This is a genomic window from Olsenella intestinalis (genome assembly GCF_023276655.1).
Lineage (GTDB): Bacteria > Actinomycetota > Coriobacteriia > Coriobacteriales > Atopobiaceae > Olsenella_J > Olsenella_J intestinalis.
Map to the genome: position 1 here is coordinate 732,700 of NZ_JALGRK010000001.1, position 12,318 is coordinate 745,017.

8 protein-coding genes and 1 pseudogene are annotated in these 12,318 nt (G+C 63.2%); 6 read left to right on the forward strand and 3 right to left on the reverse strand.

The window, feature by feature from the left end; all coding sequences use genetic code 11:
- The first annotated feature begins 34 nt into the window (after positions 1 to 34).
- The 6 genes and pseudogenes from M5D76_RS02895 (at position 35) to M5D76_RS02915 (ending at position 8,953) form a co-directional block, all read left to right on the forward strand.
- The gene (locus tag M5D76_RS02895) at positions 35 to 1,000 is read left to right on the forward strand and encodes a BspA family leucine-rich repeat surface protein (protein ID WP_248921881.1); all 966 of its coding nucleotides are present in this window, start codon (positions 35 to 37) and stop codon (positions 998 to 1,000) included.
- Positions 964 to 2,268 carry a DDE-type integrase/transposase/recombinase gene (locus tag M5D76_RS02900; protein WP_248921882.1) on the forward strand — a complete coding sequence of 435 codons (1,305 nt, stop codon included), beginning with the start codon at positions 964 to 966 and terminating at the stop codon, positions 2,266 to 2,268. The genes M5D76_RS02895 and M5D76_RS02900 overlap by 37 nt, the downstream gene beginning before the upstream one ends.
- A 2-nt stretch (positions 2,269 to 2,270) precedes the next feature.
- Entirely contained in the window at positions 2,271 to 3,104 is an 834-nt protein-coding gene (locus tag M5D76_RS02905) for an ATP-binding protein (RefSeq protein ID WP_248921430.1), read from the forward strand.
- Positions 3,105 to 3,266: 162 nt separating this feature from the next.
- Positions 3,267 to 4,463, forward strand: a pseudogene (locus tag M5D76_RS09320) (BspA family leucine-rich repeat surface protein); the annotation flags it as partial.
- A 615-nt stretch (positions 4,464 to 5,078) separates the two neighbouring features.
- Entirely contained in the window at positions 5,079 to 5,642 is a 564-nt protein-coding gene (locus tag M5D76_RS02910; RefSeq protein ID WP_248921883.1) for a hypothetical protein, read from the forward strand.
- A 119-nt stretch (positions 5,643 to 5,761) separates the two neighbouring features.
- The gene (locus M5D76_RS02915) at positions 5,762 to 8,953 is read left to right on the forward strand and encodes a BspA family leucine-rich repeat surface protein (protein WP_248921884.1); all 3,192 of its coding nucleotides are present in this window, start codon (positions 5,762 to 5,764) and stop codon (positions 8,951 to 8,953) included.
- 102 nt (positions 8,954 to 9,055) lie between these two features.
- On the opposite strand, the gene pth is transcribed toward M5D76_RS02915, so the two are convergent.
- From pth to glmU, 3 genes are all read right to left on the reverse strand, one after another.
- Positions 9,056 to 9,646, reverse strand: coding sequence for an aminoacyl-tRNA hydrolase (gene pth / locus M5D76_RS02920; RefSeq protein ID WP_248921885.1), 591 nt, complete (start codon positions 9,644 to 9,646; stop codon positions 9,056 to 9,058).
- Positions 9,647 to 9,743: 97 nt separating this feature from the next.
- Positions 9,744 to 10,739: a ribose-phosphate diphosphokinase gene (locus M5D76_RS02925; protein WP_248921886.1), complete on the reverse strand. Its 996-nt coding sequence runs from the start codon at positions 10,737 to 10,739 to the stop codon at positions 9,744 to 9,746.
- Entirely contained in the window at positions 10,740 to 12,134 is a 1,395-nt protein-coding gene (gene glmU / locus M5D76_RS02930; RefSeq protein ID WP_248921887.1) for a bifunctional UDP-N-acetylglucosamine diphosphorylase/glucosamine-1-phosphate N-acetyltransferase GlmU, read from the reverse strand.
- Between the last annotated feature and the right edge of the window lie 184 nt (positions 12,135 to 12,318).

The window sequence follows — 12,318 nt, forward strand, 5'->3', positions numbered from 1 at the left end:
CGGAAGGAATTTCATCAAGAGGAGTTGATGCCTCGTGAATACTAATAAGACCACCCTCTTTGGCAGCCGCCTATTTTGTCATGTGCTTGTCGCGGCCATGGCGTGCGTGCTTGGCCTAGGCACCGTCCCCACCTTTGTGCTGGCGCAAGGCAAGGTGACAACAGGGGGTGACGAGGGCGGCCGCGTGGGAATGGCGACATCAAGTCAGACGAACGGACGGATATTGGATGAGTTGGGTTGGAGCGATAGGGGCATTTTCGGAGATGACGATGGCGGTGACCCTGTCGATCCTGTTCTTTCGCTGACGGCCCAGGCATCGTCGGACTCGGGCATGTGGGGTACATGTGCCTGGAATATCTCTTCTGACGGCACGTTGCGGGTGCGTGCGGGAACCGGTGCCGATATCGTTGACGAACATGGTGCGCCATGGCATTTAAGCAACAGACAGATCGTGCGGGCGATCTTCGACGATGGTGTCGTATTTCCAAAAAAATGCAGAAGCTTATTTCAGGCCAAATATTACGTCGAGTCGATCGATCTTTCGAAAGTCGATTTTTCCCAGGTTCAAGATGCTGGCAGAATGTTTCAAGATTGCACCAAACTCACCTCGGTGAACATGTCCGGCTGGGATACCTCATCGCTGCGAGTCGCAGACTGGATGTTTTCAGGATGCAAGTCCCTCCCTCAAATTGACGTTTCAAAATGGGATACGAGGAAGCTTTCCTCAGCCATAAATGTTTTCAATACGTGTGAAAGTCTAACAAGTGTTGACTTAAGTGGTTGGGACGTTTCAAACGTTACGACTGTTAGCGTCGGCTTAAATCAACCCTTAATCGTCGGACTTAATCAACCAATCCGAGTCAAACATAATCAACCAGACCCCTCCATCGAAGGCAGGCCATCGAACCTGCCCGCGTCTCCTATGCTGGTGCTGCATCACGCCGGCGTTAGGAGGACAGATGAATGGATAGCAAGTTCGATGGCCTACAGGAGATTATAGATAAGGCCCTCGCCTCCATGGAGGCCGAGTCGACCGGAGACTTCGACCCGCAGGAGTGCAACCTAGCGGAGTTCTGCCGCAGGACCGGGCTCACGAGGCAGAGGGCCAGGACCATCAAGGCCAACGGCTTCAGGGTGAAGCCCCACGGCCGACTTGGGATGAAGGCCGGCAGCACCGTGCTCAGCGGCCACACCGGTTTTGTCGACGACCAGCTTCGCAAGGGCGTCACCAACTCGCAAGTCGTCTACGAGCGACTGCTGGAGCAGGGGTACGAGGGCGGCCTCACCACCGTCAAGGTCTACATGGCAGACCACGCCGACCTCGTTCCCGCCAAGCGGCGGGCGACCGGCCCCCAGCGAGGGAGCGGCCAGCGGTTTCGGTCCGGACCGGCCGAATCCTACCAGATGGACTGGGGGTTCGCGAACGTCGAGGACTGGGCGGGCCGCAGGTACAGGGTCGCGTGCTTCGCAATGGTGTGCCACCACTGCGGGACGCCCTACGTCGAGTTCTTCCCCAACGCGCGCCAGGAGAACCTGTTCATCGGCATGCTCCACGCGTTCGGGCGCCTCGGGGTGCCCGACGGGGTCCTGACCGACAACATGAAGAGCGTCGTGAGCCGCAGGGACGCGGAGGGCAGGCCGGTGTGGAACGGCGAGTACGAGGCGTTCATGGACAGCGTCGGCTTCACGACCAGGCTATGCAAGCCAAGGCACCCGTTCACCAAGGGCAAGGTCGAAAGGCTCGTGCGCTTCGTGAAGGAGAGCTTCCTCGCGGGCAGGACGTTTGAGGACCTCGAATCGCTCAACAGGGACGCCCTGGATTGGTGCGACGCGCAGGCCGGCAGGTACCGAAGGTCGGCCGGCCATGTCCCGGCCGAGGTTCACAGCCGCCTCTGCTCCGCCCACGCCCGCGAGGTGAGGGATCCCGCGGCCGCGGAGCGGTACCTCTGCCCGTTGAGGAGGATCTCGTTCGACGGCTTCGTCAGCTTCGAGGGCGGAAGGTACGGCGTCCCGTACTGGTACTCCGGCAGCACGTGCCGGGTGAGCCGCGAGGGCGGCACCCTCCACATCTACTCGGAGGACCTCTCCCGCGAGCTGGTCTGCCACGAGGTCGACAGGTCCCGAGCCGACTCGTGGTGCGATGGCCAGTGGCCCGACTCGCAGCCGGAGGAGTCCCCGAGCCAAGAGGTCACGACGACGGTGACGAGGGCCAAGCCGAGGGCGGACACCGCGTTCGCCAAGTTCGACTTCTCCAGGGAGGTGATGTAGCGGTGGCGGCACGGGCATCGGAAGGCTCAACCCCGTTCGAGCGCGCGTGCGCCGCCGCCGGGGAGCTGAGGATCAGGATCGGGCCGGAGGAGCTGGCCAGCCTGGCGTCGGACAACGACATGCGAGAAAGGGAGGTCGAGGCCATCGCGACGGTGTTCGGCTACCTCGCCGAGAAGCGGAGGCGCTCCACGGTCGAGACCCTCCTGCGGCTGAGCAGGCTGCCGAGCAAGGAGCCCAAAACCTTCGACAACTTCGACTTCGGGCGCATTCAGGGCCGCGACGCGTGCGCGCTCGCGGAGCTGTCGGCCCTCTCGGACCTCTACGCGGGTCGCAACATAGCGTTCATCGGACCTGGGGGAATCGGGAAGACGCACCTTGCCCAGGCCTACGGGCGCGAGTGCTGCCTCAGGGGCCTCAAGACCTACTACGTCAAGGCCAGCGAGCTCGCGGACAAGATCTCGTCGGCCATAAAGAGGAGCAACGCGTCGCGCATGGTGAACACACTGGTGAAGCCGTCGTGCCTGATCATAGACGAGGTCGGCAGGAGGAAGTTCGACCGAGAGTGCACGGACCTGCTCTTTGACGTCATCGACCGGCGCTACGAGAAGGAGGGGCCCAACACCATGATTCTCACCAGCAACGCCGTCGCCAGCGACTGGCACGAGTTCTTCGAGGGCGACGACACGCTCCTGTGCGCCCTGGACCGCGTGTTCGACAAGGCCTCGGTGTTCATGATGCGAGGCCCGAGCTACCGCGGGCGTGAGCTCGACACGTTTTCCGTCGAGGCCGTGCCGTCGGCCACGAAGCAAAGAGGCATGCGAGACGCGACTGCGTAGTCCACAGTAAACACGATGCGATCGCCGGCGTGATGCAAACTAGATACGACGACGCGAGGAGAGCTGGGATGTGGTTGGTTGATTTCGCCCGACTCAATTTGGTTGGAAACGCCCGACGCTAGTTGGTTGATTTAAGCCGACGTCAACACGACTTTGCTTGGCTTGTTTCGCGATTGCTCGAGTATACGATCACTTGATATTGAGAACTGGGGCTGGAACACAGGTAAAGTCACAAATATGTGTAGGATGTTCTCAGGTTGTTCTAGCTTCACCCCTCTAGACATACCGCGATGGGGATGGGACACATCTAAAGTCGTTGATATGAGTGGTCTTTTTTCTGGCTGTGACTTGAGGCAAATCGACCTGTCGTCTTGGGACACGTCTAAAGTTAAGAACATGGAATATATGTTAGAGGGATGTAAGATGGCCTCCCTTGACCTTTCGTATCTTGACACTTCATCCGTAACGAACATGTTTAGCATGTTCAGGGGAAGTCGTTTTAAGAGCGTAAACGTCTCGGGTTGGGACACGTCAAATGTGACTATTATGGAACATATGTTTTATAGCTGCAGCTCTCTGGAGTCTTTGGATCTTTCGGACTGGAAGTTGCCCAAGCTCGAGAGAAGGAACTCGATGTTTTACGGCTGCAGCAACTTGCTGTCACTTGACCTGCCTGATCTGACGGGGGTGAGATACGGCATCTATGAGAAAGGCATGTATGACGGGTGCTCTTCGCTCGAGCGTATTTCTACGGATGCGTATGACCAGCTATATACAGATGAATCTTTTCCTAGCAATGCGAGTCAGTGGTATTCGCTTAACGAGGGACGCTGGATCAGCAGGACAGAGATTCTGAAGAATCGTTCAGGCATAGCAGACACCTATACTTCTTACGACGCCTCTTCTAGAACGCCTATCGGCAACGCCTCAGTGACTCTCCCGCAGAATCAGTTTGCGTATGCCGCAAGAGCCATAAGGCCAATTCCGTCTCTGGTGCTTGACGAGGGCAACCTACGCTGCGGAATCGACTATAAGTGCTCGTATAAAAACAATCTGAATACGGGAACGGCCACCATCACGGTTAGTGGAATCGGAAGGTATGACGGCTCCACAACCACCGCCTTTGAAATCGTCAAGTCGCCTCTCGTCGTGCGCGCGAGGGACTGTTCCGTGACCTATGGTGACGAACCCGTATATGGCGGCTATGTCGTTGAGGGCCTCGCGGGCCGAGACGGGGAGGACGTCCTTTCCGGCACCGCATCGATTTCGTCTACCTTCAAGCCTGAATCCGGCGTGGGTGAATACCCGGTATCCGTCTCTGGCCTGACGTCCGACAACTACGATATCTCCTTTGAAAACGGTAGCCTCTCGGTTCTCCCGAGGGAGGTGTCGCTTGAATGGTCTGGGTCATCGTTCGTCTATGACGGAGAAGAACATTGTCCGACAGTCGTTGCGTCTGGAACAGTCTACGGGGACGAACTTGGGGTTAGCGTCACGGGAGCAGCGGCGGAGGCGGGACCTCACGTCGCGACGGCGACGGCTTTAACTAGTTCCAACTATAGCCTTCCGGATGACGTGGCGTTTGAGTTCGAAATCGCCAAGGCGCCGATTGCCACAACGGTGTCCATTGCTGGATGGCCCTTTGGAGAAGAACCGTCAATACCTAGCGTTTCGGGTAATACCGGGGCCGGTGCCGTAACTTATTGCTACTATCCCGCTGGCGAGACGGCCGAATCGGGCTCTGCCGAGCCTCCCGTGGATGTCGGCTCCTATGTTGTTCGTGCCGTCGTGGAGGAGACCCAGAATTACCTTGGCGGTATCGCTGAGGAGTCTTTCGAGGTCACTCCGGCAGACGTCTCTCGTGCGTCGTTGTCTCTTCCGGTTTCGTCGTATTACTATGACGGAACTCCAAAGACTCCCGCCGTTGAGGTGATTCTGAGCGGCAAGCCCCTTGTTGCTGACGTAGATTACGCCGTGTCTTATAGGGACAACGTGAACCCCGGCACGGCGACGGTCACCGTGGCCGGCACGGGCAACTATGCGGGCATGAAGTCGGCGACGTTCCAGATCGTCCGGCATTCGCCCACCCCGGGGCCCGGGCCGACGCCGAGCCCGTCCCCGACGCCCGAGCGCGCCGAGATGTACCGTCTCTACAACCCCTACACCGGCGAGCACTTCTACACCGCGAGCCCCTACGAGCGCGACTCGCTCTCCGGAATCGGTTGGAACTACGAGGGCGTGGGATGGGTGGCGCCGAGGCAGTCGAACACGTCCGTCTACCGCCTGTATAACCCCTACGCGGGCGACCACCACTACACGACCTCGGCCGGCGAGCGCGACGCGCTGAAGGCCGTGGGATGGAACGACGAGGGCGTCGGCTGGTATTCCGACGACGCCAGGGGCGTGCCGCTCTACCGCCAGTACAACCCCTACGCCACCGTGGGCACCCACAACTACACGGCGAGCAAGGTCGAGAACGACATGCTCGTCTCGGTCGGGTGGAACGCCGAGGGCATCGGCTGGTACGGGATGAAGTAGGCGCCTCGGGGCGCGGCGTGCCGGTGGCCCATCGGGCGCCCCGACGTTCCGTGTTGCGAGAAGGCATTCGAATCGAGCGCGTCGCGTTTGTCATGCGTGTGAGCTAGGAGATGATCCCCATGCGTACGAGAAGAGCCTCCCATCCCGTAGCGACCGGCCCCCTGCGGCGCATGGTCGCCGTCGCCGCCGCGATCGCGCTCGCTGCGAGCGGCGTCCCAACCGCGGCCCTCGCGCGTGGCGGGGATGACGTCGCGTCCGAGGCCGCCGGCGAGGCGCCCTCCGCCGACACGGCGGCGACCCCGGCCTCCGACACTGCGCCGGCCAAGGGGCAGAGCCCCCTCGACGTAGCCGCGGACGACGCCGTCGCCCCGCCCGCGGAAGACGTCGCGCCGGAGGCGGCCGGCCGGGCGACGGAGCCCGACCCGGGCCCCGAGGAGACTGGGGAGGACGGCACCGGGCTCGCGACCCAGGCGTCCGGCGACAACATCGCCTCCGGCACGTGGGGCGGCTGCGCCTGGGAGATCAACTCCGAGGGCGCGCTTGTGATACACGCGGGCGCGGGCGAAAACATGGGAAACACCTCCCTGGTTCCCTGGTACGGCAGCAGGGAGCACATCAAGTCCGTCGTGTTCGAGCCAGGTGTGACGGCCCCCGAGAACTGCCAGGCGATGTTCTACCAGTGCTCCGCCGTCACGTCGATCGACGCCTCGGGCCTGGACACCTCCTTGGTGACGAACATGGCCGCGATGTTCCGCGAGTGCGCCTCGCTCACCTCCCTCGACGTCACGGGCTGGGACACGTCGTCGGTCGAGACAATGAAGGTTATGTTCCTCGGCTGCTCGTCGCTCTCCTCCCTCGACGTCTCGGGGTGGGTCACCTCGAAGGTGACGGACATGAACAGCACGTTCTACGAGTGCTCCGCCCTCGCCTCGCTCGACGTCTCGCGCTGGGACACGTCGTCGGTCGAGACGATGAGGTACATGTTCTGGCGCTGCTCCTCGCTTGCCACGCTCGACGTCTCGCGCTGGGTCACCTCGAAGGTGACGAACATGGACAGCATGTTCTGGCACTGCTCATCGCTCGCCTCCCTCGATGTCTCGGGCTGGGACACGTCGTCGGTCGAGACGATGGGGCGGATGTTCGAATACTGCTCCTCGCTCTCCTCCCTCGGCGTCTCGGACTGGAAAACCTCAGCCGTGACGGACATGAGCCAGATGTTCTCCGGCTGCTCTTCGCTTGCATCCCTCAACCTCTCCGGCTGGGACACCTCGAAGGTGACGGACACGGAGCTCATGTTCTACTACTGCTCCTCGCTCGCCTCCCTCGACGTCTCGAGCTGGGACACGTCGTCGGTCGAGTCGATGAAGTGGATGTTCATCGGCTGCTCGTCGCTCTCCTCCCTCGACGTCTCGGGGTGGGTCACCTCGAAGGTGACGAACATGGCGGACATGTTCGGCCACTGCTCCGCCCTTCACTCGCTCGACGTCTCCGGCTGGGACACCTCGGGCGTGACGGACATGGGATACATGTTCCGCAACTGCTCAAGGCTCTCCTCCCTCGACGTCTCCGGCTGGGACACCTCGGGCGTGAAAAGCATGAGGTGGATGTTCGAGGGCTGCTCCTCGCTCACCTCGCTCGACATCTCCGGCTGGGACGTGTCGGCCGTGACGAACATGGAGCGCATGTTCCGCGGCTGCTCCGCCCTTACCTCCCTCGGCGTCTCGGGCTGGGACACGTCGGCGGTCGAGACGATGAGACACATGTTCCGCAGCTGCTCGTCGCTCGCCTCGCTCGACGTCTCAGGGTGGGGCACCTCGAAGGTGACGGACATGGAGGCCATGTTCTACGAGTGCTCCGCCCTCGCCTCGCTCGACGTCTCGGGGTGGGACACCAAGTCCGTAACGAGCATGGAGGCCCTTTTCTCGCGCTGCTCATCGCTCGCCACGCTCGACCCCTCGGGGTGGGACACATCAGAGGTAACGACCATGGAGGCCATGTTCCGCGGCTGTGCGTCGCTCCTTGCGCTTGACCCATCCGGATGGGACACGTCTAAAGTCACTAACATGTCGTCGATGTTCGAGTATTGCTCGTCGCTTGCCTCCCTCGACGTCTCGGACTGGGACACCTCGAAGGTGACGGAAATGCACTACATGTTCCAGGAGTGCCCGTCGCTTGCCACGCTGGACCTCTCGGGATGGGACACATCGAAGGTCTCGGGCGCCTGGTCCATGTTTGCGAACACCCACCCGGCCACGTTCAGGGTGGGCGACCGCTACAAGATGGTGGAGGCCGCGATGGTCCCCGAGCCGGACGAGGGCTGCCTCTGGCGGTCTGAGGAGACCGGCGAGCTCTACGGCAGGGACGAGATCGTGGCGACGCGTTCGAATGTTGCCGATGCCTATGTGCAGGAGGCGGTCCCCCCGTTCGACATCTCGGGTGCGACCGTCGGCCTGGAGCCCGCCTCGTTCACCTATGACGGCAACGCCAAGACTCCCGCGGCGAAGGTCGAGCTCGGTGGTGTCGCACTCGCCGAGGACGTCGATTTCAGCGTCGCGTACGAGGGCAACGTCGACGCCGGGACCGCCACGGCCGTCGCGACCGGCATCGGGAACTACTCCGGCTCCGCCTCGGCCACCTTCGCCATCACGAGGGCCAGCCTCTCGTCGGCGAAGGTCACCCTCCCCGCGGCGAGCTACGAGCAGACCGGCCGCGCGGTCGAGCCCGTGCCGACCGCGACCGTGGGCGGCAGGACACTTGTGGCGGGGAAAGACTTCTCGGTCTGGTACTTCAACAACGTGAGTCCCGGCATCGCCACCGTCGTCCTGACGGGAGTCGGCAACTACGAGGGGGCCGCCGCGGCCTCGTTCAGGATCGAGGGGAAGACCCCGACCCCGACGCCCGCGCGCGTCAACATGCACCGCCTCTACAACCCCTACTCGGGAGAGCACTTCTACACGGCGAGCATGGACGAGATGTGCCACCTCGCCGGCATCGGCTGGAGCTACGAGGGCCTGGGCTGGGTCGCGCCGAAGCAGTCGAACACGCCCGTCTACCGCCTCTACAACCCCTACGCGGGCGACCACCACTACACGACCTCGGCCGAGGAGAGGGACCAGCTCAAGGCCGTGGGCTGGATTGACGAGGGCATCGGCTGGTACTCCGACGACGCCAAGGGGGTCCCCCTGTATCGCCAGTACAATCCCTACGCGACCTCGGGCACCCACAACTACACGACGAGCAGGGAGGAGAACGACATGCTCGTCTCGGTCGGATGGAGGGCCGAGGGCGTTGGCTGGTACGGGATGAAGTAGACGCCGTCGTAGGTCACCTCTCGGTAAGTCCGTTCTAATAGGCGCGCCCCCGCCGAATGTCGGCGGGGGCGCGTGGTGTGGCGCTCATGTTCGCTGGGGCGGCTACGACGTCCGCCTCACGCCCTCGTCGACGCCCCGGGTCAGGCACGTCTCGACGGCGTCGGCGGCGTCCTGGGCGAGCAGCTCGAACTCCTCGAGGAAGCTGCCCTTGAGCTGGCGGAGCGCCCAGTCGGCCACGCTCATCTTTCCAGGCGGGCGGCCGATGCCGCAGCGTACGCGGGAGAAGTCGCGGGTCTTGAGCTTGTCCGAGATCGAGCGCAGCCCGTTGTGGGCGTTGAGCCCGCCGCCGAACTTCACGCGCACGGTGCCCACGGGCAGGTCGACCTCGTCGTGCACGACGAGCACCTCGGCGGGGGAGACGCGCAGCTCGCGCATGAGCTTCGAGAGGGGGCCGCCGCTCGTGTTCATGTAGCTCTGGGGCTTTGCGAGTACGACCTCGCGCGGGCCGTCCTCGCCGCGCACGCGCATGGTCGCGACCTCGCAGCCGGCCTGGCTCTTCCAGTAGGTGACGCCTGCGCGCGCGGCGAGCGCGTCGACGGTGGCGAACCCGATGCTGTGACGGGTGCGGGCGTACTCGTCGCCGGGGTTGCCCAGTCCGCAGACGAGGGTGATCTCCTTGGGTTTGGCGGGCATGCTCCTCCTTCCAAAACGCGGCCGAACCGGTGACTGGCACCTGCGTTCGGCCGCGTGAACGGGCGCGCGGCCCGCGTATGCATCTGTGTAGCTGGCGCTACATCTCCGAGTTGCCGCCGAAGACGGTCGACACGGGCTTGTCGGCGTAGACGGCATAGATGGCGTCGGCCATCTCCTGGGCGACCGAGATCGACTTGATCTTGGAGCCGGGCTTGTTGGCGTAGGCGCAGGGGATGGCGTCGGTCACGACGCACTCCTTGATGGGGGCGTTCTCGAGGCGCTCGATGGCCTGGCCCGAGAAGATGCCGTGGGTCGCGCTGATGTAGATGTCGCCGGCGCCCATCTCCTTGAGCTTGGTGATGGAGCCCACGAGCGTGCCCGCGGTGTCGATCATGTCGTCGTTGACGATGCAGGTCTTGCCCTTGATGTCGCCGATGATGCCCATGACTTCGGCCGCGTTGTGCTTGGGGCGGCTCTTGTGGGCGATGGCGACCTCGCAGTTGAGGTAGTCGGCGAGCTTCTTGGCGACCTTGGCGCGGCCCATGTCGGGGGACACGACGACCGTGTTCTTGAGGTCGAAGTTCTTCTCGGCGAAGTAGTCACCGAACTGGTACAGGGCCGTCAGGTGCGTGACGGGGATGTCGAAGAAGCCCTGGATCTGGTTGGAGTGGAGGTCGAGCGTGATGACGCGGTCGACGCCGGCGGCCTCGATGAGGTTGGCGACGAGACGAGCGGTGATCGGCTCTCGCGAGGCGGCCTTGCGGTCCTGGCGCGCGTAGCCGTAGTGGGGGATGACGACCGTGAAGTTGGCGGCCGAGGCCCTGGTTGCGGCGTCGGCGACGATGAGGGTCTCCATGAGGAGGTCGTTCACGTTCTGGCCGGCGATGGTCTGGATGAAGAAGACCTCGCAGCCGCGGACGGTCTCCTCGAAGCGCGCGTAGGTCTCGCCGTTGGCGAACTTCTCGAGCTTGAGGCCAGAGAGCTCGAGATGGAGGATCTCAGCGATCTTCTGTGCGAGCTCCGGGTTGCCAGTTCCAGTGTAGAGACGGATGTTCTTCTCGACGTTCAGGGGGCTACTCAGGTTCTCGTACATCTACTTGTTCCCTTTCTCGAGGCGAGCTCGACGACGCTGTGCGTATCCTTCGACTATGTGCATGTCGGAGCGCTCGATCGCGAGCGCCTCGGCAGGTACATCACGCGTGATGCAGGAGCTGGCGCCCGTGATGGCACCCGCCCCGATGTTGACCGGCGCGACCATCATGGTGTCGGAGCCGACGAAGGCGCCGTCGCCGATGGTGGTCTTGTTCTTGTTGACGCCGTCGTAGTTGCAGGTGATGGAGCCGCCGCCAATGTTGACGTGCGCGCCCATGGTGGTGTCGCCGATGTAGGAGAGGTGGGGGACCTTGGAGCCCTCGCCCACGGTGGAGTTCTTGAGCTCGACGTGGGTGCCGGCCTTGGAGCCCTTGAGAAAGTGCGTGTTGCCGCGCAGGTAGGCGCGGGGTCCGCAGCAGACGTCGTCGTCGATCTGCGAGTCGACGATGATCGTCTCGTCCACGGTGCAGCCGTTGCCCACGCGGGCGTTCTCGAGGCGGCTGTTGGGGCCGATCACGCAGTCGTCGCCGACCACGGTCTTGCCCCACACGAAGGTCTGGGGCAGGAGCGTCGTGTCGCGGCCGATGGTGGCCTCGGCGCCGACCCACACCTGGTCGGGGTCGAGCATGCTCACACCCTCGGCCATCAGGCGCTCGTTGATGCGGCGCTGCATGACCTTGGTGGCCTCGGCGAGCTGGATGCGGCTGTTCACGCCGAGCAGCTCGGCGTAGTCGTCGCAGTGGACGGAGGCGACGGGCTCGCCCATGCCCACGTAGATGCCGACCATGTCGGTCAGGTAGTACTCGCCCTGCGCGTTGTCGCATCCGATCTTGTCGATGTTCTCGGAGAGGCGCCCGCCGCAGAAGCAGTACACGCCGGAGTTGCACTCCAGAAGCGTCGCGCGCTCCTCGTCGGTGCAGTCCTTGTGCTCGACGATGGCCGCCACCTTGCCCGCGGCGTCCATCTTGACGCGGCCGTAGCCACAGACGTCGGGCGGGGTCATGGTCAGCACGGTGCAGGCGTTGTGCGCCGCCTTCGTCTGCTCCACGAGCGACGAGATCGTCTCGGGGCGCACGAGCGGCGAGTCGCCGGAGAGCACGACCACGGGGCCGGAGAAGCCGCCCAGGGCGTCGCGCACCACGCGCACGGCGTGGCCGGTGCCCAGGCGCTCGGTCTGCTCGACGAACTCCACGTCCGCGTCATCGGCAAAATAGGAGCGCACCTCGTCGGCGCCGTTTCCGACGACGACAACGATGCGCTCAACGTCTGCCTTGCGAGCGGAGTTGACGGCCCACCACACGAGGGGTCGGTCGAGCAATCGATGCATCACCTTGGGGTGACGGGACTTCATGCGCGTACCCTCGCCGGCAGCGAGGACTATCGCGGTTACACCCATGTGCGTGCCTCCAACGCATATGTTGCGGCCGCGCCAGCGACCACGGTGATTTTTACGGCCTTTCAATGATACCGCAGCACCTGCACGCTTACGGACGCACGGCCCAAGGCAAATGATTAACACAGCCCGCAGACGGTTTGCACACATTGCGCCGCCGAGAAGAGCCCGCCTCTCGCTCCCCGGC